The sequence below is a fragment of the Methylocapsa sp. S129 genome, assembly GCF_009765995.1.
Classification (GTDB): domain Bacteria; phylum Pseudomonadota; class Alphaproteobacteria; order Rhizobiales; family Beijerinckiaceae; genus Roseiarcus.
Window position 1 is genome coordinate 427,099 of record NZ_LMUI01000030.1, and the last position, 20,880, is coordinate 447,978.

Annotated in this window: 22 protein-coding genes; 5 read left to right on the top strand and 17 right to left on the bottom strand. The window is 63.2% G+C overall.

Annotated elements, in window-relative coordinates; genetic code table 11:
* Positions 1 to 25: 25 nt before the first annotated feature.
* The 11 genes from GSQ90_RS19655 to ileS all read right to left on the bottom strand — a co-directional run bounded on the left by GSQ90_RS19655 (position 26) and on the right by ileS (position 11,888).
* The gene (locus GSQ90_RS19655) at positions 26 to 550 is read right to left on the bottom strand and encodes a DUF1993 family protein (RefSeq protein ID WP_158816572.1); all 525 of its coding nucleotides are present in this window, start codon (positions 548 to 550) and stop codon (positions 26 to 28) included.
* Between the two features lie 128 nt (positions 551 to 678).
* Positions 679 to 1,092, bottom strand: coding sequence for a GFA family protein (locus GSQ90_RS19660; protein ID WP_158816573.1), 414 nt, complete (start codon positions 1,090 to 1,092; stop codon positions 679 to 681).
* A gap of 21 nt (positions 1,093 to 1,113) precedes the next feature.
* Entirely contained in the window at positions 1,114 to 2,730 is a 1,617-nt protein-coding gene (locus GSQ90_RS19665) for a fumarate hydratase (RefSeq protein ID WP_158816574.1), read from the bottom strand.
* Positions 2,731 to 2,815: 85 nt separating this feature from the next.
* Complete coding sequence (locus GSQ90_RS19670) at positions 2,816 to 3,706, bottom strand: CoA ester lyase (RefSeq protein ID WP_174247504.1); 891 nt, start codon at positions 3,704 to 3,706, stop codon at positions 2,816 to 2,818.
* A 126-nt stretch (positions 3,707 to 3,832) separates the two neighbouring features.
* Positions 3,833 to 5,047: a pyridoxal phosphate-dependent aminotransferase gene (locus tag GSQ90_RS19675; RefSeq protein ID WP_158816575.1), complete on the bottom strand. Its 1,215-nt coding sequence runs from the start codon at positions 5,045 to 5,047 to the stop codon at positions 3,833 to 3,835.
* 132 nt (positions 5,048 to 5,179) lie between these two features.
* Positions 5,180 to 5,593 (bottom strand): large conductance mechanosensitive channel protein MscL, encoded by a 414-nt coding sequence (mscL, locus tag GSQ90_RS19680; protein WP_158816576.1) that lies wholly within the window; start codon positions 5,591 to 5,593, stop codon positions 5,180 to 5,182.
* Positions 5,594 to 5,700: 107 nt separating this feature from the next.
* Complete coding sequence (locus GSQ90_RS19685) at positions 5,701 to 6,798, bottom strand: YeiH family protein (RefSeq protein ID WP_246731669.1); 1,098 nt, start codon at positions 6,796 to 6,798, stop codon at positions 5,701 to 5,703.
* A gap of 116 nt (positions 6,799 to 6,914) precedes the next feature.
* On the bottom strand, positions 6,915 to 7,310 hold the full coding sequence (locus GSQ90_RS19690; RefSeq protein WP_158816577.1) for a RidA family protein: 396 nt from the start codon (positions 7,308 to 7,310) through the stop codon (positions 6,915 to 6,917).
* A gap of 198 nt (positions 7,311 to 7,508) precedes the next feature.
* The gene (locus GSQ90_RS19695) at positions 7,509 to 8,219 is read right to left on the bottom strand and encodes a hypothetical protein (protein WP_158816578.1); all 711 of its coding nucleotides are present in this window, start codon (positions 8,217 to 8,219) and stop codon (positions 7,509 to 7,511) included.
* 220 nt (positions 8,220 to 8,439) lie between these two features.
* Positions 8,440 to 8,937, bottom strand: coding sequence for a signal peptidase II (gene lspA / locus GSQ90_RS19700; RefSeq protein ID WP_158816579.1), 498 nt, complete (start codon positions 8,935 to 8,937; stop codon positions 8,440 to 8,442).
* On the bottom strand, positions 8,934 to 11,888 hold the full coding sequence (gene ileS, locus GSQ90_RS19705; RefSeq protein ID WP_158816580.1) for an isoleucine--tRNA ligase: 2,955 nt from the start codon (positions 11,886 to 11,888) through the stop codon (positions 8,934 to 8,936). The genes lspA and ileS overlap by 4 nt, the downstream gene beginning before the upstream one ends.
* 299 nt (positions 11,889 to 12,187) lie before the next feature.
* On the opposite strand from ileS, the gene GSQ90_RS19710 reads away from it, so the two are divergent.
* The gene (locus tag GSQ90_RS19710) at positions 12,188 to 12,631 is read left to right on the top strand and encodes an antitoxin Xre/MbcA/ParS toxin-binding domain-containing protein (RefSeq protein WP_158816581.1); all 444 of its coding nucleotides are present in this window, start codon (positions 12,188 to 12,190) and stop codon (positions 12,629 to 12,631) included.
* Positions 12,632 to 13,118: 487 nt separating this feature from the next.
* The gene (locus GSQ90_RS19715) at positions 13,119 to 13,559 is read left to right on the top strand and encodes an RES family NAD+ phosphorylase (RefSeq protein WP_158816582.1); all 441 of its coding nucleotides are present in this window, start codon (positions 13,119 to 13,121) and stop codon (positions 13,557 to 13,559) included.
* Here the strand turns inward: GSQ90_RS19715 and GSQ90_RS19720 are convergent.
* The 3 genes from GSQ90_RS19720 to GSQ90_RS19730 form a co-directional block, all read right to left on the bottom strand.
* Positions 13,551 to 14,528, bottom strand: a complete 978-nt coding sequence (locus tag GSQ90_RS19720) for a bifunctional riboflavin kinase/FAD synthetase (RefSeq protein WP_246731670.1) — start codon at positions 14,526 to 14,528, stop codon at positions 13,551 to 13,553. The genes GSQ90_RS19715 and GSQ90_RS19720 overlap by 9 nt on opposite strands.
* An 82-nt stretch (positions 14,529 to 14,610) precedes the next feature.
* A complete protein-coding gene (locus GSQ90_RS19725) occupies positions 14,611 to 15,051 on the bottom strand; it encodes a MaoC family dehydratase (RefSeq protein ID WP_158816584.1) in 441 nt (146 codons plus the stop codon).
* A 64-nt stretch (positions 15,052 to 15,115) separates the two neighbouring features.
* Positions 15,116 to 16,018 (bottom strand): TIGR01459 family HAD-type hydrolase, encoded by a 903-nt coding sequence (locus GSQ90_RS19730; protein WP_158816585.1) that lies wholly within the window; start codon positions 16,016 to 16,018, stop codon positions 15,116 to 15,118.
* 120 nt (positions 16,019 to 16,138) lie between these two features.
* On the opposite strand from GSQ90_RS19730, the gene GSQ90_RS19735 reads away from it, so the two are divergent.
* The gene (locus GSQ90_RS19735) at positions 16,139 to 16,495 is read left to right on the top strand and encodes a tRNA-binding protein (protein ID WP_158816586.1); all 357 of its coding nucleotides are present in this window, start codon (positions 16,139 to 16,141) and stop codon (positions 16,493 to 16,495) included.
* A gap of 94 nt (positions 16,496 to 16,589) precedes the next feature.
* Positions 16,590 to 16,913: a thioredoxin gene (gene trxA / locus GSQ90_RS19740; RefSeq protein ID WP_158816587.1), complete on the top strand. Its 324-nt coding sequence runs from the start codon at positions 16,590 to 16,592 to the stop codon at positions 16,911 to 16,913.
* Between the two features lie 36 nt (positions 16,914 to 16,949).
* Here the strand turns inward: trxA and GSQ90_RS19745 are convergent, their stop codons facing one another.
* The 3 genes from GSQ90_RS19745 to GSQ90_RS19755 are packed head-to-tail and all read right to left on the bottom strand — an operon-like array spanning position 16,950 to position 19,586.
* The gene (locus GSQ90_RS19745) at positions 16,950 to 18,326 is read right to left on the bottom strand and encodes an ATP-binding protein (protein WP_158816588.1); all 1,377 of its coding nucleotides are present in this window, start codon (positions 18,324 to 18,326) and stop codon (positions 16,950 to 16,952) included.
* Between the two features lie 4 nt (positions 18,327 to 18,330).
* Positions 18,331 to 19,041 (bottom strand): response regulator, encoded by a 711-nt coding sequence (locus tag GSQ90_RS19750; protein WP_158816589.1) that lies wholly within the window; start codon positions 19,039 to 19,041, stop codon positions 18,331 to 18,333.
* Positions 19,038 to 19,586, bottom strand: coding sequence for a MarR family winged helix-turn-helix transcriptional regulator (locus GSQ90_RS19755; protein ID WP_158816590.1), 549 nt, complete (start codon positions 19,584 to 19,586; stop codon positions 19,038 to 19,040). Before GSQ90_RS19755 ends, GSQ90_RS19750 begins: the two co-directional genes overlap by 4 nt.
* A gap of 115 nt (positions 19,587 to 19,701) precedes the next feature.
* Here GSQ90_RS19755 and GSQ90_RS19760 point away from each other — a divergent pair, with 115 nt between their 5' ends.
* Positions 19,702 to 20,589, top strand: a complete 888-nt coding sequence (locus GSQ90_RS19760; RefSeq protein WP_158816591.1) for a branched-chain amino acid aminotransferase — start codon at positions 19,702 to 19,704, stop codon at positions 20,587 to 20,589.
* Positions 20,590 to 20,880 lie beyond the last annotated feature (291 nt).

Below are 20,880 nucleotides of genomic sequence, written 5' to 3' on the forward strand. Positions count from 1 at the left end.
AAGACGACAGACGCGCCAAAACGCGTCAGGCCGGCGAAACCCCCACCACCGCGCCAAGGAAATCGCGCTTGCCGAGTTCAACCCCGTTATGGCGCAGAATTCCATAGGCCGTCGTAAGATGGAAATAGAAATTGGGCAAGGCGAAGTGAAAGATATAGTCGGCGCCTTTCATCTTCATCTTGTTGGGCCCGATCGGAAAGACGATTTCGCGGTTCTCTCCCGCTTCAATATCTTGGGAGTTGACGCCGCCGATATAGTCGAGCGTCTTCTTGATCCGCGCCTTGATGTCGTCGAAGGAGGCCTCATTGTCCTCAAATCTGGGAATCTCGGCGCCGGCCAGGCGCCCCGCCATGTTCTTGGCGTTGTCGCAAACGATCTGGGTCTGGCGAACGAACGGCAGCATGTCCGGACGCAGGCGCGACGCCAACAAGACGGCAGGGTCGATCTTTTGCGCCGTTGCATGAGCGGCGGCCTTATCGATGATGGCGTCGAGCGCCCCCAAAGTCTGAACGAAAACCGGGACGGTGGCCTGGTAAAGCAAAGTCGACATGCGTGGTGTTCCTTGGGCTCGGCCCTTGGCGGGCTTTCGCGGGCAACTTGCACAGAATGCCGCTCCGGTTCAATGGCGGCTGCGCGAGAACCCGAAAAATCGAGAGACGCGGATCGCTCGGCGCGCGTTCAGCCCGCGGGCGGCGGCTGACCTTCGATCCGCGGAACGGACTCGTCGATGCACGCCCAGCTCGGCGCGCTGGCGGTCCAGATCGTCGCGATGGGGCGTGCAATTTCGGGATTGTCGAGCGTGCCGGCGCGCACGAGAACGAGATGCGGGCGCGACTCCGCTTCGCTGAACAAATGGGTTCCGCATGTGGGACAGAAGCGGCGATGCATGACTGAACCGCTGTCGGCGACGCTGCGATAGTCGCGGACTTCGCCTGAAACCGTCAGGGCGCTTTTATGGAAAGCGGCGTTCACGGTCGCGCTGCCGGCGCCGATATATTGGCATACCCGACACCAGCAGGCCCTTGCCGCGATCGGTTCAGCGGCGATTTCATAACGCACGGCCTTGCACAGACACCCGCCGACAACGACCATGTCCTTCTCCTCCCAATCGCGTCAGCCCAGATTCAATTCCTTGAAGAAATCGTTCCCCTTGTCGTCGATGACGATGAAGGCGGGGAAATTCTCGACTTCGATGCGCCAGATCGCCTCCATGCCGAGTTCCGGATATTCGAGGACTTCGACCTTGCGGATGCAATCCAGCGCGAGACGGGCGGCAGGGCCGCCGATCGAGCCGAGATAGAAGCCGCCATGCTTGGCGCAGGCTTCGCGCACCTGTTTCGAACGATTGCCCTTGGCGAGCATGACGAGCGACCCGCCCGCCGCCTGAAACTGATCGACATAGCTGTCCATCCGCCCCGCCGTGGTCGGCCCAAAGGAGCCTGAGGCATAACCGACCGGCGTCTTGGCGGGCCCGGCGTAATAGACCGGATGATTCTTGAAGTAGTCAGGCATCGGCTCGCCGCGCTCCAGCCGCTCGCGGATTTTCGCATGGGCCGAGTCGCGCGCCACGATCATCGGGCCGGTCAGCGAGAGGCGGGTGCGGATCGAATGTCTCGACAGTTCGGCGAGAATGTCTTTCATCGGCGCGGTCAGATCGATGCGCACGACCGGCCCGCCCAGCGTTTCCTCGTCCACATGCGGCATGAAGCGCGCCGGATCATGTTCAAGCTCTTCGAGGAACACGCCGTCTTTCGTGATCTTGCCAAGCGCCTGACGATCGGCCGAGCATGAGACGCCAAGGCCGATCGGCAGCGATGCGCCGTGGCGCGGCAACCGGATGACGCGCACGTCATGGCAGAAATACTTGCCGCCGAATTGCGCGCCGACGCCGAGCTGCTGCGTCAGTTTATGAATTTCCGCCTCCATCGCCAGATCGCGGAAGGCATGGGCGTCCGGTCCTCCCGAGGTCGGCAGACTGTCGAGATAGCGGGTCGAGGCGAGCTTGACCGTCTTCATCGTCTGCTCGGCGCTGGTGCCGCCAATGACGATGGCGAGATGGTACGGCGGGCAGGCGGCCGTGCCGAGCGTGAGGATTTTTTCCTTGAGGAAGGCGATCATCCGGTCATGCGTCAGAATCGATGGCGTCGCCTGATAGAAAAAGCTCTTGTTGGCCGAGCCGCCGCCCTTGGCGACGAACAGAAACTTGTAGGATTCCTCCCCCTCGGCGTGGATTTCGATCTGCGCGGGCAGATTGTCGCCGGTGTTCTTTTCCTCGAACATCGAAAGCGCGGCGAGCTGCGAATAGCGCAGGTTCTTCTTTTCATAGGCGTCACCGATGCCTTGCGCGATCGCGCTCTCGTCGCCGCCGTCAGTCCAGACGAGGCGACCCTTCTTGGCGACAACAATGGCGGTGCCCGTATCCTGGCACATCGGCAAAACACCGCCCGCCGCGATATTGGCGTTCTTCAACAGGTCGAAGGCGACAAACTTGTCGTTCGACGTCGCCTCCGGGTCGTCGAGTATGCCGGCGAGTTGGGCGAGATGGCCGGGGCGAAGCAGATGGTTGATGTCGATCAGCGCCTGTTCGCTCAAGAGGCGGATCGCCTCGCGATCGACGACCAGCATATCGGCGCCCAGCGCATGCTCGATGCGAACGCCGTCTCCACTCAGCTTGCGGTAGCGCGTTTGATCGGGGCCAAGCGGGAAGAGGGGGCGATAGGCATGGCTCATTGACGCGGCTCCAAAGCTGGCGCTGACGCGCCCGGTCTAATGCTTCTCACCGCAAATTCCAATCGTGGCGGGCGGCGATCGGCGTTCAGGTCGCCGCGGCCGACAGGGCCGCGATGCCTTGCGCGATCGCCAGCGTACGGCGGGCTATTTCGGCGTGCAAGCGCTCCACCATCTTGCCGTCGAGCTGGATGGCGCCCTTACCGGCGTTTTCGGGCAAGTTGAAAGCGCCAATAATCGCCTGCGCGCTGTCGATTTCCGCGCTCGTCGGGGCGAAAACAGCATTGGCGATATCGACCTGGCCGGGGTGGATGAGCGTCTTGCCGTCAAGGCCCATATCGCGCCCCTGCAGGCACTCGGCCTCGAAACCTTTGAGGTCGCCGATGTCGTTGTAAACGCCGTCGAGAATATCGACGCCATGCGCTTTGGCGGCGACCACGCAAAGGGCGAGCCAGGCGGTCATCGACGCGCGGCCCGGAACGAAACGCGCGCGCGTTTCCTTGGCCAGATCGTTGAGCCCCATGACCAGCACATCCAGCCGCGAGCCGGGATCGGCGGCCACCGCGGCGATCGAGCCGGCATGGAGAACAGCCATGGGCGTCTCCATCATCGCCCAAAGACGGATGCGTTCGGGCGCGCCCGCCTCACGCAGCTCGCGAGCCACCTGCATGACTGAGCCCGGCCCGTCGATCTTGGGCAGAAGGATCGCGTCGGGCCCGGCCGCCGCCGCCGCCGTCAGATCGTCCCGGCCCCAAGGCGATTCGAAGCCGTTGACGCGAATGACGACTTCGCGCCGGCCAAAACCGCCCTCCCGGACAGCGGCCGCGACCTGCTCGCGCGCCGCGGCCTTTGCCTCAGGCGCGACCGAATCTTCGAGGTCGAGGATGACCACATCCGCCGCCAGACTCCGGGCCTTGGCGATGGCGCGAGGATTGGATCCGGGCATATAGAGGACGCTTCGACGCGGGCGTGCGATCATGGCTTTCTCCAGAAGACGAACCTCCATTTGTAATTTGTGCAGCGCAATATAGCTAGTCCATCGCTGCGGTCGCCACAGCCCGAATTTGGAAAATGCCTAATCGGAGCAATGCCGGAGAGGCGCTCGTCACCTGGCGAGCCAGGCGCTGAAGCGGCGCGTCGCTTCGGCGATCTGTTCGGGCGATCGGGCGAAGCACAGCCGGATATAGCCCTCGCCGCCAGCGCCAAAGGCCGAACCCGGCGCAACGCCGAGCCCCGCTTCGTCGACGAGACGTTTGGCCAACGTCCTTGTGTCCTCTTCGCCGTCAACCGAGCAAAAGAGATAGAAGGCCGCTTCCGGCTGGGCGAAGCGCACACGTCCCGTGGCGGCCAGACCGCTGCATAGGATATCGCGGCTCTGCCGGATGCGGGCCAATTGATCGGCGAGGAAGGGTTCGCCTTCCTCGATCGCGGCGATGGCGGCGCGCTGGATAAAAACCGGGACGCCCGAAGTCGTGTATTGAATCGCATTTTCAATGGTCGGCCCGAGCTCGGCCGGCGCCTCAAGCCAACCGATGCGCCAGCCGGTCATCGCCCAGTTCTTCGACAGGGTCTGCAGGAATAGAATGCGGTCGTCGGGGTCCATCACATCATGAAACGAAGGCGCACGTTCGCCTTGGTAGACAAGGCGGCCGTAGATTTCGTCGGCGACGATCCACAGGCCGTGCCGGCGCGCAAGATCGAGGATGGCGACAAGTTCGGCGCGCGTCGCCGTAAAGCCGGTCGGATTGCCCGGCGAATTGACGATAATCGCCCGCGTCGCCGGCGTGATCGCCGCCGCGAGGCGTTCGATATCGAGGCTCCAGCGCTCGCCGCTGATCATCGGCACATTGACGGTGCGTGCGCCCGCAAGCGCGACGGCGCCGTCGAAATTCGGCCAGGCGGGTGATGGAACGACGATTTCGTCGCCAGGCCCTGCGACAATCCGCATGGCGATCTGCAGCGCATGCATGCCGCCGATGGTCACGAAAAAGCGCTCGGCCTGGTGCGCGCCGCCGCCGGGCGCCGCGCCGTAGACGCGCGTCATGTAGCGCGCAATCGTCTCGCGCAATTCGGGGATGCCGCGCTGATAGGTGTAGAAGGTCTCGCCCTTGGCCAGGGAGAGCCTCGCCGCATCCGCGATAAAATCGGGCGTCGTCAGATCGCCCTCGCCGACCCAGAGCGGGATCAGGCCCTGTCGGTTGCGGCCGTAGTTGAACACTTCGACGATGCCGCTTTCGGCGACGGCATGCATTTGCGGATTGATCGCGCCGAGCCAATCCACGCGCGATGGGGACGTCGTATCAGGAAGATCGGAGGGCATTTTCGTCATCGCCGGGTTTTGCCGGAGAACGCCGGCGCAAACAAGCGGCGGGCCTAATAAACTTCTCGGCCTCCTGACGCTTTTTGGCGGCGGAAGGCCGAACGCCGACGGACCGGCGTCTCGATCAATGTCCTAGCGCTTGACCAGCGCGTCGCGGATCTCGGCGAGCAACACTTCGCTGCGCGGCGGCGAAGGGGGGGCCGCCGGAGCCGCGACTTCCTTCCTTTTCATCCGGTTGATCCCTTGGATGACGAGGAACAGCACGAAAGCGATAATGAGGAAATTGACCACGATGGTGGCGAAATTGCCGTAAGCGAAAACCGGGCCCTGCTTCTTGGCGTCGACGAGATTGGTCGCGACGACCGCATGGGAAAGACCGAAGAAATAATTGGAGAAGTCGGCGCCGCCCAATGCGCCGATGAACGGCATGATGATGTCGTTGACGAGCGAATCGACGATCTTGCCGAAAGCGGCGCCAATGATCACGCCGATCGCCAGGTCGACGACATTGCCTTTCATGGCAAAGTCCCTGAATTCCTTAAGCATTGCATTCCCCCATAGAGCTCGTGAGAATCCCGAGCGTCCTTTGCGACGCCCAGATGACACGGTAGCCGAGCTTGGTCGCGAATTGAAGCCCCGCAGAGCCCGGCGGTTCAGATCACGAATTTCACCGAACCGAAAACAAGAACGGCGATCCATAGGGTTTCGGCGAGCATCAAGCCGATCGGACGCCAGCCGACGGCGAAAAGGTCTTTGAACGAGGTCTTCATGCCGAGCGCCGCAATCGCCGTGACGAGACACCAGCGCGAAACATCGTTGGCCAGATCGATGAGAAAACGGGGAATCAGTCCAAAACTATTGAGAAGCACAAGCAAAGCGAAAGCCACGAGGAAGCCAGGCAACGCCGGCGGGGCGCCCGTGCGCTGCGCGCCGGTTCGGGCGAGAACAAAGGCGATGGCGAAGACGGCGGGCAGCAGCATCGCCACGCGCAGCAGCTTGACATAGGTGGCGACGTCGCCGGTCTCGGGCGAGATCATATAGCCGGCGCCGACGACCTGGGCGACATCGTGAATGGTGCCGCCGATGAATATGCCCGCACGTATATGATCGAAGCCGACCCATGTCGCAAAAATGGGATAGAGGATCATCGCCAGCGTGGACAGGGCCGTTATGCTGACGACGGTCAGAATCGTGTCGCGTTCGCTGTCTTCATGACGCGGTAGGACCGAAGCAATGGCGAGCGCCGCCGAGGCGCCGCAAATGGCGACGGCGCCGCCCGAAAGCACGCCGAAAACCGGCCGCAGGCCGAGGCGACGGGCCAGGACAAGACCGAACAGAATGGTCGAAGCGACGCCGACGACGACCGTGGCGACGGGCAGAACGCCGAGGCCGGCGATCTGGGTCAGCGTGATCTTGACGCCGAGCAAGGCGACGCCGACGCGAAGCACGGTTCGCGAGGAAAATTCGATGCCCGCGACGCAACGACCTTCCTCATGCAGAAAATGAAAGGCCATGCCGAAAAGCAGCGCGAACAACATGACCGGCGTCGTGTATTGCTGCGCGAGCCAGGTCGAAGCCAGAGCGATCGTGCCGGCGACAAGAACGCCGGGATAGACCGCGTGGATCAGTTTGGATTGGGGCAGCGACTGGAAAAAGCGCGGCGGCGCGCTGGTCTCGATCGCCGCGATGCCCTCCATACTGTCGAACGAATCATAGGGGCTGCCCGTCCAGTTCCCATTCTGTCGCGCCACGCCCCAACTCCCTGGTCAGCACCGTTGAGCTTCGTGAAAGCGCCCAACCCGGCGCCGGCGCAACATAGAGGAAACGACCTGTCCGCCCAAACTCGATTCAAGACGGCGGCGATCGGTCAGGGATCGACCTCCTGAATCGCTTCCCCCTCGATCGATATGAGCCAGCGCGGATCGCCGAGTCCGGCGACTTCGACATAGGTCGAAACCGGCGTCACTGAACCGATTTTGCGTTCGCGGACGAGATTGTAGAGCGCGAGGGAACCGGGAGAGGCGGCGTAGGCCATAATTCTGATGAGGTCGTCGCTTGTGAGCTGAGCCGCCTCGATCACCGCGAGCAGATTGTCGAACGCCAATTCGACTTGCGACTCAAAATCGGCGGGCGCATGGCCCGCGTGATCGGCGCCGACTTGTCCTGCGATCAACAGTCTTTTGAATATCCGGCCATGCACAAGCCCGTGGGTGCGGCCTGACACAGCCGGCGACATCTTCGTGGGCCTCAGAAATCGCTTCATCGACGGGCTCTTGCAATCGGGACGAACCATTTCGCGTTGACGCAACCGTCAGGCGGCGGCGCCGGCGTGAAAGCACGGAACGCGCCCAACGAACGCATTTCTCTAGGGATTATTCATTACGGGCTCGCGCCTTTCGCCCGTCACTCAGGGCGCGCGAACCCAGCGCTGCGATTTGCTCAGGCCCGGCGCGATCGCGGGCTAGTTGGTCGTATCAGGCGCGTGGTACAGGGTCGCTCGCGGGTCGCGATCATCCGGCTTCTTCGCGTCGCCTGCATCGGTTTTCGCGACCGTATTGGCGGTGGGCATACGATAGCCCTTGGGCGGATCGGTCAGCCAGTCGCGATCGGGTTCCTGGCCCGCGACAACTTCATCCGGCTTGGCCAACCCGATGGTTTCAAGAACGTTGCGAAACGGAGTCGTATTGCAATTCCGGCTGGGATTCGTGGTCACAAGTGAGCAATTGCTCTTAGGACCGGCATCCCCCGGCATAACGCGATCGGCGCGCAATTTGTCGGGCGACAGGCGGTGACCGTCTCTCATCTCCTGCAGGTCCTGTTGGGACCTCAGCATATTGAGCCTGTCTGCTTTTTCCTTGCGCAATTTCGCGATCTCAGGATCGAGCGGCCAGTTCGCCGTCCTTTCAGTCACCGGCGCGACCGGCGGAGGAAGCGTCATCTTTGGCGGCAGCACAAGGCGGGCGCGTTCCTGATACTCGATGGGCGCTTCCTTCTCCTTGCCGCCGGCGATGCCCGTGAGCCCAATCAGATCGCCGATGCCCGACCAGATCGGCGCTTGACCGTCGTCGCCCGCATAAGACGGACTGACCGCGGAAGCGCCCATGATCGCCGCGACCGCGCCAGCCAGGGCAAGGCTGCGCGCATATCCAGCATTGCTTGAAAAGAAGGACATTGACCGCATTCCTCTTTAATCTTTCGCCCGTCGACCTCGCCCGGAGACGAAAACCTGCCAAATGTCTCTCTCAAGACTCTATCGGCATTCCGGCAAATCAATGGCGCACAGCCCGATCGCCCCGCAAAGCAGAGCTGATTCTCCAGGCTAAAGCCCAAATATTGCCGCTTCCTAACACATTGCGCGGGGAAAGTGGACTCTGTCGTGCGCCCCAAGGGCCTCAGCCGCCCTCGCCGGCGCGCGAAGGGGCGAGACGGTCGGCGACAAGGCTGTCGTAAAGCAGCAGGACGACGCCCAGCGTGATTGCCGAATCGGCGCCGTTGAATACATAAAAATGGTAGCCGAGGGCATGAAAATCGAGGAAATCGACGACGGAATTATAGGCGAAACGGTCGTAGCCATTGCCCAGCGCGCCGCCGACGATCGCGCCCAGGGCGACCCCGGCCAGTTTGCTATGGACGCGCCACAGCCAAACGCTCAGCAAAGCGGTCGCGCCCAGGGTCAGGCCGAGCAGAATCCAGCGCCCGGTCGCCGTCTCCTGCGGAAACAGGCTGAAGGAAATGCCCGGATTCCGCCAAAGCGCGAAATCGAGGAACGGCGTGACGGAGATCCGCTCGTGATCGGCCATCTTCAGGCCGTAGAGCAGCCAGCTCTTCGAAGCCTGGTCGACAATCAGGACCGCCAGCGCCACCAGGCCGCCCAGGGAACGCGCCCTCATGAAAGGGCGCCTGCGGCCTTCAGTTCGCGCAAAGCCTGCGCGTCGCGCGGCGTCACATCGGGGAACGCCGGATCGGCGGTCGTGGGATCAAAATATTTCCACGAGCGCGCGCATTTGACGCCTGGCGCCCGCTCCACCACGACGGCGACGCCGGATGTGTCTGACAGGCGGAACGCGCTATCGGGAGCCGGCGCCGATGTCTCGATCGCAATGTCCGAGGTGATGCAGACTTCGGCGAAATCGACGCCTTCAAGGGCCGCAAGATAGGATTTGTCAGCGATGAAGACGCGCGGGCGCGCCTCGAGCGACGAGCCGATCTCCTTGTTGGCGCGCGCGATCTCGATCGCCCCGGTCACCACCAGGCGGAGACGGCGGATCGTGTCCCATTTGGCGGCGAGGGCCTCGTCGCGCCACTCGGCGGGGATCGCCGGGAATTGCTCCAGATGCACCGACTGCGCTTTCGAATCATACGAGCCCCAGGCTTCTTCGCTGGTGAAGACGAGGATCGGCGCGAGCCAGAGCGTGACGGCGCGGAAGATATGGTCGATCGCCTCCAACGCGCCGCGCCGCCTTGGGCTCGATGGCGGATCGCAATAAAGCGCGTCCTTGCGGATGTCGAAATAGAAAGCCGAGAGATCGGAATTCATAAAGGCCGATAGCGCGGCGATGACGCGGGCATAGTCGAAATCGGCATAGGCCGCCTGGATATCGGCGCCGAGTTCGGCCAGACGATGCAGCATGAGCCGATCGAGGTCGGCCATGGCGGCGAAGCCGACCGCGTCGGCGGGCGAATAATGCGCCAGCGTGCCGATCATCCAGCGCAAGGTGTTGCGCAATTTGCGATAATTGTCGCTGACGCTTTTAAGCACTTCGGGCCCGATGCGCTGATCGTCGGTATAATCGACGCTGGCGACCCACAGGCGCAGGATATCGGCGCCCGATTGCTTGATGATGTCCTGCGGGAAGGTCTGGTTGCCCAGCGACTTCGACATTTTGCGGCCCTTCTCGTCGAGCGTGAAGCCATGCGTCAGCACGACGTCGAACGGCGCGCGCCCGCGCGTGCCGCAGCTCTCGAGCAGGGACGACTGGAACCAGCCGCGATGCTGGTCGGAGCCCTCAAGGTACATCACCTCGTCGGCGCCGCCGTCGACCTTACGATGGATGCCGGCAAGGCCGGGGAAGTGGACGGGGTCTTCGAGGACGAAGGCGTGCGTCGAACCCGAGTCGAACCAGACCTCCACGAGATTGTCGATCTTGTCGTAATCGTCCACTTTGTGCCCAGGTCCGAGGAAGCGCTCTTTGGCGCCCTCGGCGAACCAGGCGTCGGCGCCTTCCTTGTCGAAAGCGTCCGCTATGCGCGCGTTCACGTCCTGGTCGTAGAGCACGTCGTGCTCGCCCTTGCGCACGAAGATCGGCAACGGCACGCCCCAGGCGCGTTGGCGCGACAGCACCCAATCGGGCTTGCTCGCCACCATGCCATTGATGCGGTTCTCGCCCGCCGCCGGCACCCAACGCGTCTGCTTGATCGCGTCGAGCGCGACGGCCCGCAAACTCCGGCCCTGCGGCGCAGCCGCGTAGGGGCGATCCATCGCCAGGAACCATTGCGGCGTATTGCGAAAGATCACCGGCTTCTTGGAGCGCCAGGAATGGGGATATTGGTGCTTCAAGCGCCCGCGCGAGACGAGCCGGCCGGCGGCGATTAACGCCTTCATCACCGCCTCGTTGGCGTCGCCCTTCTCACCCTTGTCGGTGATTACGCGGTGGCCTTCGAAGCCCGGCGCCTCCTCGGTCAGCATGCCGTCTTCGTCGACCGTATAAGGGATGCGCGCATCGATGCCGCGTTCGGCCAGCAAGCGGCCGTTCGCCATCCAGAGTTCGAAGTCCTCGCGGCCGTGCCCGGGCGCGGTGTGGACGAAGCCGGTGCCCGCTTCCTCGGTGACGTGGTCGCCGTCGAGCAGCGGCACGACGAAGCCGTAGCCGCGTTCCCGCAGCGGATGGGCGCAGGTCATCGCGGCGAGCGCCTCCGCGCCAACCTCGCCGACCAGTTCGTAAGCCTCGACCTTGGCGGCGGCGAAGACGGCGGGCGCAAGCGATTGCGCGAGGATATAGGTCGCGCCAACCTTGGCCCAGTTGTCGGTCGGCGCCTGGGTCACGCGATAGCGGCCGTAGGCGACGCGGTGCGAGAAGGCGATCGCTCGGTTGCCGGGCATGGTCCAGGGCGTCGTCGTCCAGATGACCACCGAGGCGTCGTCACCCTCGACCGGGAAGGCGACATAGACTGTGTCGCTCGTATGCTCCTCGTATTCGATCTCCGCCTCGGCCAGCGCCGTCTTTTCGACGACGCTCCACATCACTGGCTTGGAGCCGCGATAGAGCAGGCCGTTGGCGACGAATTTGAAGATCTCGCGCGCGATCTGCGCCTCGGCGGGATAGCTCATCGTCAGATAGGGGTGATCCCAGTCGCCGACGACGCCCAGGCGCTTGAACTCCTCGCGCTGCACCGATACCCAATGCTCGGCATAGGCGCGGCATTCCCGGCGGAAGGCGATGATCGCCTCCGGGTCGGAGAAATCCGGCTTGGTCTTCCCCTTCGAGCGATAGTTCTCTTCCTCGATCTTCCATTCGATCGGCAGACCGTGACAGTCCCAGCCCGGCACGTAATTGGAATCCTTGCCCGACATCTGGTGTGCGCGCACCACCATATCCTTCAGGATTTTATTGAGCGAATGGCCGATATGGATATTGCCATTGGCGTAAGGCGGCCCGTCGTGCAGCACGAATTTGGCGCGGCCCCTGGCGCTGGCGCGCAGCTTTCCATAGAGGTCTTCCCGTTGCCAGCGCGCGAGAATCTCCGGCTCCTTCTGCGGCAGGCCGGCGCGCATCGGGAAATCGGTCTTGGGCAGAAACAGGGTCTGCGTGTAATCGGGGCCTTTGGCGGGCTGCTGGTTCATTGAGGTTTGTGCCGGACTCGTCTGGGGCGCGGGCGCCGCGTGAAGGCGTGGGATTAGATGATTTAGCGCCATGCGCCAAATGGCATTTTGAAGCGCGGCTCGCCCGAGGGCGCCAGTTGCCGAAACCTGGACCACGGCCGACTGTCGAACGCATCGCCCTTTTGCCTGTAGCGACATCGAGTTTAGTATCGCGAATCCGGCAATATCAAAGCCTTGCAGGGCGGTTTAGTTTCCTTGTCCTTGTTATTTTGCTCGCCATCCGCCATATTGTAAAGAAATCAGACAATGTGGCGGAGACGATGCGAACCAACCTCAAAAAGGCGCGCCCTGTCGAAGCGCAGGCGCGGACGAGCGACTTGAGCGGACCGCTGCGGGAGGCGCGGGAAATCGCTTTGTCGGGCGCCGCCCATCATCTGCAGCCTGGGCAACTCCTGCAAATGTGGGGGCCGCATTTCAGCGCCGCCGAACTGCACGAATGGGTCGTGCCCGAACGGACGCTGGCGCGCCGGCTCGCCAAGCACGAGGCTCTGACGATCCCCGAGACCGATCGCGCCCTGCGCCTCGCCCGCGCGGCGACCGAAGCGGCGCGCGTTTTCGGCAATGCCGACAAGGCGGCGCGCTGGCTGCGCAAGCCCAATGCCAGCCTGGGCGGCCAGACCCCGCTTTCGCTGCTGCGCACGGAAACGGGCGCCAAGGCGGTGGAGGAAAGCCTGATCCAGATCGATCACGGTATCTTCGCCTGAGCGCGCCTGGTGATCTGCGTCAGCCAAACAGAAAGGGCGCCAATATCCCCTCCCCCCTTGTGTCCCGACAAACGCTTCGCGTTTGCGGCGGGAGGGTTAGGGAGGGGGGTCGCGCCGACCTATCAGATTGGAGCGCAATCCTTTTATCGGCAAGGTCTGCGCCCCCCCCCCATCCCGACCTTCCCCCACAAGGGGCAGGGCTGTCCGGGGAAACGAAATGGGTTGTGGCGCCGGGCGGCGTTGCAACCTCCACGCGTCATGCCCGGCCTTGTGCCGGGCATCCACGCCGTGCCGGGGGGCCAACCTTGAGAGTTTCTTGCGACGGCGCCGCGTGGATGGCCGGGACAAGCCCGGCCATGACGACCACAGGTTGTACAATTATAAAATCCTCCCGCTCTCCGTGCAGGCTTGAGTTTCCCCGGACAGCCGTGCACAAGGGGGGAAGGGGAAAGCAGGCGCCCTTCAATTTGGCTGAGGCAGACCGCTAGTGCGAATCTGGCGCGTTTCCAACCATGCCAATCTCTCGGGAATCGGCGGAATTTTGGCGTCGGGACGATGGCATTCCAAAGGCCGGCCGATTCTCTACGCCGCCGAACATCCGGCGCTCGCCCTGTTGGAGGCGCTGGTCCATCTCGATCGCAGCGAACTCCCTGACAGTTTTCAACTGCTCGGCGTCGATATCCCCGATGCGCTTCAGTTTGCAACGCTCGCGCCAGCAGAACTGGCCGCGAACTGGGCGCAAAACGAGGCGGCGACCCGACGCGCCGGCGACCACTGGCTGCGCGAAGGAACGAACCTGTTGATGCGCGTGCCGACCGCGCTCGTCCCGCACGCCTGGAATGTCCTCGTCAATCCCGCCCATCCCGACATATCCGCGGCGACGATCTCCAGCATCGATCGCGCGCCGTTCGACGGACGCCTAAGCTGAAGCCGCGCGCTCGGCCAGAATCGCCCGCGCCTTCTCCTTGTCGCGGCCCATCTCGGCGACGAGCGCATCGAGGCTGTCGAATTTCTGTTCGCCGCGAATGCGCCTGACGAAGGCGACTTCGATGGCGCGGCCATAGAGATCGCCATCGAAATCGAACAGGAACGTCTCCAGCAGCGGCGCGCCATCGTCGACGGTCGGCCGCGTGCCGAAACTGGCGACGCCGCCAAAACGCACGCCATCGACGAAAACCTCTACGGCGTAAATGCCGTGAGCGAGGCGATTGGACGGTTCGAGCGCGATATTGGCGGTGGGAACGCCCAAAGTGCGGCCGAGCTTTTGCCCGGGGATGACCGTGCCGACGATCGCATAGTCGCGACCCAGTAGGCGCGCGGCGCCTTCGACGTCGCCGGCCTCCAGCGCGCGGCGGATCGCGGTGGAGGAAATGGCCTCCGTTTGCGCCGTCTCGGCCGCCTCGACTTTGTCGATGATATCGACGCGAAAGCCATAGCGGACGCCGGCTTCTCTCAGGAATGCGGGCGAGCCCGACCGCCCTTTGCCGAAATGGAAGTCCCAGCCGATCACGATCGCGGCGACATCCAATCGCTCGACCAGCACTTTGCTGACGAATTCCTCCGCCGAAAGCGCGGCAAGATGGGCGTCGAAGGTCAATATAATCGCGCCATCGAGGCCGAACTCTTCCAGCGCGCGCGCTTTGACAGCCTTGGGGGTCAGGCGAAAGACGACCGGCTTGCCCGCGAAGAAATCGGCCGGATGCGGTTCGAAAGTCAGCACCGCGCTGGGCGCGCCAAGCTCGGCGGCGAGCCGCTTTGTGCGACCGATCACCGCGCGATGGCCCAGATGCGCGCCGTCGAAATTGCCGATCGCCAGGACGGCGCGTTCAAGCCCCGCAGGGGGGGTCTGCGGATCGACGGCGATCAGGAATTTTCTGGGTGGGCTCGCTGGCGGCACGCGGCGTCCGTTGCATGACATGTTCGAAAATCGAGGCGGGCGGAAACTGCCCCGGCGCCCGGCGACGGTCAAGGCGAAAGCATCATGCGCCTTTGCGCGCCGGAACGCTCAATATGCCCTCGCCGTCGAGCACGACCTTACCATCGACCGCACACTCGCAATGCAGGCGCACGCGCCGGCCCTTTTGAATGAGCTCGGCGACCTCGACGCTGATGGCGACGGCGTCGCCGATCTTGACAGGGCCCCTAAAGTTCAGGCTCTGCGAAATATAGACCGAGCCCGGCCCCGGCAGGCGCATGCCGATCACCGCCGATATCAGGCTCGCCGTATAAAGCCCATGCACGATCCGGCCGCCAAAGCGGGTCTTGCGCGCGAAATGTTCGGAGAGATGAATCGGATTGTGATCGCCAGACAATTCGGCGAAGCCGATCACGTCCTCGTTCTTCACAATCTTCACAAAAGTCTCCCGCATGCCAACGACAAGATCTTCGAAAAAGCAGGTCTTGAATGGCGCACCGTTCATGATCGTCCCCCAGCGCCCGATCGGCGTTCAGGACTAAAGGGTTCGTTCGAAGCGATTGAGCGATTCACCATACGAGATCGCGGATCGCCGCGGTCGGCCACAGGCCGTGCCGGGCCGAAAATTGTTCGAGCGCCGCGGCCACCATCGGCGCGTCGCCATGCAATTCCTCGCCATGGATGCCCGCCGTCACGAACAGGACATCGACGCCCTGCGCGACGGCGCCGGCGACATCGGTGCGCATCGCATCGCCGATCGCCAGCACGCGCGCTGGATCGACGGGCCGCCCGCGCACGTCGCCGGCGAGGCTCAGCGCCTGCGCGTAAATGGGCGGGTGAGGCTTGCCCGCGTAAATGGCCGGGCCGCCCATTTCCTCATAGCGTTGCGCGAGCGCGCCCGCGCAATAGATCATATCGTCGCCGCGCTGGACGACGAGATCGGGATTGGCGCAGATCAGCGTCAACCGGCGCTCCAGCATCGCGGCGAGAGTCGCGTCGTAATCGCCGGGAACTTCGCGTTCGTCGTCGAAAAGACCGGTGCAGAGCACGTAATCGGCTTGCTCCAGCGGCGCCAGCGGCGGCGGCGGTGCGCCCGAGGATTTGGCGGCCGCCTCGAAGAGACTCAAGTCCCGCGGCGGTCCGATATGATAAACCGGCGCCGATCCGCGCGCCACGATCAATCCGATGGTCACATCGCCCGAGGTGACGATCCCGTCATAGGCCTCACGCGGAACCTTGAGCTGGCCGAGCTGCGCGAGAATGGGGCCGCTCGGCCGCGGCGCATTGGTGATGAGGACCACCGTCCCGCCGCGCCGCCGAAATTCGGCGAGCGCATGGGTCGCCGCCGCGAAGGACTCGCGTCCATTATGCACGACGCCCCAAATATCGCTCAACACGACGTCGTAGCGTTCGGCAATATCGCTCAATCCGGCGATCAGGGGCGCGCCGGTTGCTTGATGAGGCTTGTTCATGATGCGAGGGGCTATTGTTCCGGCGCCACGGTGTCAAGCAGACGGGCGCGGCGGCTTGACGAAGGCCGAGGCGCGCGCAATGAACGCCGGCCGAAGATCAAACCCGCTTTTTGAGGCCCTATGGAACCCGTCGACCAAGCGCCGCCGATCACTTTTGCCGACTTTCTGAAGGTCGACATTCGCCTGGGAACGATCGTCGCGGCCGAGGCTTTTCCGCAGGCGCGCAAGCCGGCCTATCGCCTGACGATCGATTTTGGCCCCGCCATCGGCCTCAAGAAATCGTCGGCGCAGATCACAAGACATTATCAGGCGGCGGCGCTGGTGGGACGCCAGGTCGCCGCTGTCGTCAATTTTCCGCCGAGGCAAATCGGACCTTTCATGTCCGAGGTTCTCACTTTGGGCTTTCCTGACGAAAGCGGCGAGGTCGTGCTGATCGGACCGAGCCTGCCGGCGCCCAACGGCGGGCGGCTGTTCTGACAAGAGGCCGGCGCCGGGCGACTTGACGCATCCCCGGCCGCTTCTTACCTATCAAGAGCCGCGCGGGTCCCGCCGCGCATTTCCCGAGGGAACCATGTCCGACACGTCCAAGGTCACAGACGCCAATTTCGACGTTGACGTTCTCAAGTCCAGCGAACCCGTCGTTGTCGACTTCTGGGCGGAATGGTGCGGCCCGTGCCGCATGATCGGGCCGTCGCTGGAGGAAATAGCCAGCGAGATGAAGGGCAAGGTCAAGATCGCCAAGCTCAATATCGATGAAAATCCGGGCGTCGCCAGCAAGCTCGGGATTCGTTCGATTCCGACCCTGATGGTGTTCAAGGACGGCAAGCTCGCGGCCCAGAAGACCGGCGCGGCGCCCAAAAGCGAATTGGTGCGCTGGATCAACGCCTCGGTCTGAAATCCCAACTCGCTTGAGCGCGTTCAGCGGCGCCCGTTAGACGGGCAGGCGCACGGTTGCGCGCAAGCCGCCCATGGGGCTTGTCCCCAGGCCGACGTCGCCGCCGTGCGAGCGCGCGATGTCGCGGGCGATGGCGAGGCCAAGGCCGGCGCCGCCTTCGTCCTGGTTGCGCGCGTCGTCGAGCCGGTAGAACGGGCGAAAAACATCCTCGCGATGTTCGGGGGCGATGCCCGGCCCGTCATCGTCGACATGGATTGCGATGAACCTTTGTTCGCGCGAGGCCTGCAAAGCGGTCTTGCGGCCGTGACGCTGGGCGTTGGCGAGAAGATTGGAAAGGCAGCGCTTGATCGCGCTCGGCCGCACCTTCAGTTCAAGCGCGCCATTCGCCTCGATGCTGACAAAGGCGCCGTGCCGTTCGGCATCGGCTTTCAGTTCTTCGAGAATGGCGCGTAAATCGGTGGAGACCGTCGCCTCGCCCGCATCGCCGCGCGCGAAAGCGAGATAGCCCTCCAGCATACCCTGCATTTCGTCGACGTCTTTTTGCAGCGGTTCGATTTCCGCCTGTTCGTCCATCACCGCGAGCGACAATTTGAAGCGCGTCAGGATGGTGCGAAGATCATGGCTGACGCCATTGAGCATCGCGGTGCGCTGCTCCAGCGCGCGCTCGACGCGCCTTTTCATTTCGATAAAGGCGTAGCCGGCCTGCCGGACTTCCCGCGCGCCATGGGGCCGGAAGTCGAAATCGCGGCCCTTGCCGAAATCCTCCGCCGCGCCGGCCAATCGCAGAATTGGCCGGATCTGGTTGCGCAGGAACAGAATGGCGACCGCGAGCAGCACGATGGCGGCGCCCAGCATCCACAAAATGAAAATATGGACGTTGGCTTCATAAGCGAGGGAGCGATGGGCGAACATTCGCAACACGCCGTCGCCGAGGTCGACCCTGATTTCCATCAGGCCCGATCGGCCGACGGTATCGATCCAGAAGGGTCGGCCGATCTGCTTGTAAATTTCCTCGGGAAGCGCCGAAGTCAGCGGATCGAGTTCAGCGAAAAACGTCTTGGGCATCGGCGGCGGCAACGGCCCCTTGGGCAGCAATTCGACATCGATGTGGAACCGGTAGGCGCTGATGGATTTCAGGCGATCGTCGCCGGCGGCTGGCGGATAGGCCTTATAGAGATCGATGATCGCGCCGACATCGCGCGCGACCGCGGACGAAAGCCGGTGCGTGACCAACTCCCAGTGCCGCTCCATAAAGACGTAAGCGACCGCCGCCTGCAGAAGCACCATCGGCAGGATGACGATGAGCAGGGAGCGGCCGTAGAGACCCTTCGGCAATATGTCGGCGAGCGCGCGGGCGAGTTGGCGCCAAATCACCCGCGGTCGCGACAAGCGGAGGGCCGACTCGACGGTCATGCTTTCACCCGTCGATGATCAGGCGATAGCCGGCGCCGCGCGCGGTCTGCAGATAGATCGGGTTGGCGGGATCGCTCTCGATTTTCCGTCGCAGCCTGTTGATCTGGACATCGATCGTTCGTTCATTGGCCGCGGCTCCCGAGCCTGTCAGTTCCTGGCGCGAAACGCTCTCGCCGCGCTGGGCGCAAAGAAGACGCAGCATATCGCGCTCGCGCTCGGTCAGGCGCACGACTTCGTCATGGGCGCGCAATTCGCCGCGCTCCAGCGAAAAGCTGAACGGCCCGAAACGAATCACGCCGACCGCTGGCTTCGATGGAGCCGGTTTGGCGCGGCGCAGAATCGAACCAATGCGCAACAGCAATTCCCTCGGCTCGTGCGGCTTGGCCAGATAGTCGTCGACCCCGATTTCAAGGCCGCGGACGCGATCGTTCGGCTCGGAACGGGCCGTCAGCATCAATATGGGAACCTGCGACGTGCGGCGCAGGCTGGCAGCGAAATCAAAACCATTCTCGCCCGGCATCATCACGTCGAGGACGATGATCTCGAAGGCCAGACTGCCAAGATAGGCGCGCGCCTCCTGCGCCGAGGCGGCGATCGTCACGCGATAGCCATGCTTGCGCAAATAAGTCGACAACAATTCACGGATGCGCCGATCGTCGTCAACCACCAGGACATGGGCCGCGTCGTCGCCGGGCGCCAATGCGGAACCGCTCAATCTTTATCTCCGTTTTGCTGGCCCGCCAGCGCGTAGGATTCGCCGGCGGCCGGGTCCTTGGCGCCGATCAGCGCGACGACGCGTTCGCGCTGATTTTCGTCGATCATCGCCAATAGAAACGCGCTCGCCCTTTTGCGCCCGCCCTCGCCCAGAGTATCCATCGCCTCCATGAAGCGCCGCGTCTGGAGCTGGGCCAGCTCCCTGGCGAGACGCGCGCCTTTTGGCGTGACGTGAAGTTGCCGGTGGCGGCGATCCTGCGCGCCGGCCCGCGCCTCGATGAACGATTTGTCGATCAGCTCTTTGAGAACCCTATTGAGACTCTGTTTGGTTATTTTAAGAATCTCGAGCAATTCGGCGATCGTCAGTCCCGGTTGCCGGCTGACGAAATGCAGCACGCGATGATGCGCGCGGCCAAATTCATAGGTTATAAGCAAGCGGTCGGCGTCGCCAACAAAATCCCGATAGGCGAAGAAGAACAGCTCGATAAGATCGTACATGGGCGGCGCGCTGACAGGGCGCTCGTCAAATTTCGCAGCAATATCCATGCTTGCGGCCAATTACGTCAGCAATGTTGACATATTTCAACTTCCCTGCTAGCTAGCATCCGACGCCAAACATTTACGCCGTGCGCGGCCAAATTCCAAACCGGGGAGAGTTTCCATGGCAGGTCAGGCTTTCGACGATCGCGACGGTTTGATCTGGATGGACGGGCAGCTCCTCCCCTGGCGCGACGCCAAGGTCCATGTGCTGACCCATGCGATGCATTACGGCAGCGCGGTTTTCGAAGGCGAGCGCGCCTATGGCGGCGCCATTTTCAAATCGACCCAGCATTCCGAGCGCCTGCGCGAATCGGCGCGCATCCTTGATTTCGAAGTGCCCTATTCGGCCGCCCAGATCGACGCCGCCAAGGCGCTGGTGCTGGAGAAGAACGGCTTTGTCGACGCCTATGTGCGCCCGCTCGCCTGGCGCGGCTCGGAAATGATGGGCGTCTCCGCCCAGAACAACACGATCCATCTCGCGATCGCCGCCTGGGTCTGGCCGAGCTATTTCGACCCCGCGCAGCGCATGAAAGGCATCCGCCTCGACATCGCCGAATATCGCCGGCCCGACCCCGCGACCGCCCCCTCCCGTTCGAAAGCGGCGGGCCTTTATATGATCTGCACGATCTCCAAACATAAGGCGGAGCGCAAGGGCTACGCCGATGCGCTGATGCTCGACTGGCAGGGCCGCGTCGCCGAATGCACCGGCGCCAATGTGTTCTTCGTGCAGAACGGCGCCATCCATACGCCGACCGCCGATTGTTTCCTCGACGGCATCACGCGCCAGACGGCGATCGAACTGGCGCGCCGGCGCGGCTTCGAAGTCGTTGAGCGCCGCATCATGCCCGACGAGCTCGCCTCGTTCAGCGAATGCTTCATCACAGGAACCGCCGCGGAAATCACGCCGGTCGGCGAAATCGGCCCGCATCATTACAAGCCGGGCACGATCACGAGCACGCTGATCGACGACTACACCGCCGAAGTGAAGCCGAAATCGAAGGCGGCGTGAATCTGTTTAAGCCCTTCTCCCGCCTTCGGCGGGAGAAGGTGGCCTTTGCGTGAGCAAAGGTCGCGGACGAATGCTGCGCATTCGCCTTGAGATGAGGGCCGGAAAGCTGGGCGCGACCTAAACCGCCGCGTCCTCATGAGGACCATCACGCCGAGAGGCCCTCATCCCACGGCGAATGCGAAGCATTCGTCCGGATGCTCCGCATGACACCTTCTCCCGCTTCGCGCTACGGGATTCACACGAGTGATTTGCGTTGAGCGATTGCATATCCTTCGATCAAGTCGGCCAATC

Bases quoted from the DNA above. Each gene is read 5' to 3' on its own strand.
- GSQ90_RS19660 (WP_158816573.1), bottom strand. From the start codon at position 1,092: ATGGTCGTTGTCGGCGGGTGTCTGTGCAAGGCCGTGCGTTATGAAATC.
- GSQ90_RS19745 (WP_158816588.1), bottom strand. From the start codon at position 18,326: ATGACCGTCGAGTCGGCCCTCCGCTTGTCGCGACCGCGGGTGATTTGG.
- GSQ90_RS19655 (WP_158816572.1), bottom strand. From the start codon at position 550: ATGTCGACTTTGCTTTACCAGGCCACCGTCCCGGTTTTCGTTCAGACT.
- GSQ90_RS19670 (WP_174247504.1), bottom strand. From the start codon at position 3,706: ATGATCGCACGCCCGCGTCGAAGCGTCCTCTATATGCCCGGATCCAAT.
- GSQ90_RS19725 (WP_158816584.1), bottom strand. From the start codon at position 15,051: ATGAACGGTGCGCCATTCAAGACCTGCTTTTTCGAAGATCTTGTCGTT.
- GSQ90_RS19730 (WP_158816585.1), bottom strand. From the start codon at position 16,018: ATGAACAAGCCTCATCAAGCAACCGGCGCGCCCCTGATCGCCGGATTG.
- mscL (WP_158816576.1), bottom strand. From the start codon at position 5,593: ATGCTTAAGGAATTCAGGGACTTTGCCATGAAAGGCAATGTCGTCGAC.
- ileS (WP_158816580.1), bottom strand. From the start codon at position 11,888: ATGAACCAGCAGCCCGCCAAAGGCCCCGATTACACGCAGACCCTGTTT.
- lspA (WP_158816579.1), bottom strand. From the start codon at position 8,937: ATGAGGGCGCGTTCCCTGGGCGGCCTGGTGGCGCTGGCGGTCCTGATT.
- GSQ90_RS19675 (WP_158816575.1), bottom strand. From the start codon at position 5,047: ATGCCCTCCGATCTTCCTGATACGACGTCCCCATCGCGCGTGGATTGG.
- GSQ90_RS19760 (WP_158816591.1), top strand. From the start codon at position 19,702: ATGGCAGGTCAGGCTTTCGACGATCGCGACGGTTTGATCTGGATGGAC.
- GSQ90_RS19690 (WP_158816577.1), bottom strand. From the start codon at position 7,310: ATGAAGCGATTTCTGAGGCCCACGAAGATGTCGCCGGCTGTGTCAGGC.
- trxA (WP_158816587.1), top strand. From the start codon at position 16,590: ATGTCCGACACGTCCAAGGTCACAGACGCCAATTTCGACGTTGACGTT.
- GSQ90_RS19665 (WP_158816574.1), bottom strand. From the start codon at position 2,730: ATGAGCCATGCCTATCGCCCCCTCTTCCCGCTTGGCCCCGATCAAACG.
- GSQ90_RS19695 (WP_158816578.1), bottom strand. From the start codon at position 8,219: ATGTCCTTCTTTTCAAGCAATGCTGGATATGCGCGCAGCCTTGCCCTG.
- GSQ90_RS19735 (WP_158816586.1), top strand. From the start codon at position 16,139: ATGGAACCCGTCGACCAAGCGCCGCCGATCACTTTTGCCGACTTTCTG.
- GSQ90_RS19755 (WP_158816590.1), bottom strand. From the start codon at position 19,586: ATGGATATTGCTGCGAAATTTGACGAGCGCCCTGTCAGCGCGCCGCCC.
- GSQ90_RS19710 (WP_158816581.1), top strand. From the start codon at position 12,188: ATGCGAACCAACCTCAAAAAGGCGCGCCCTGTCGAAGCGCAGGCGCGG.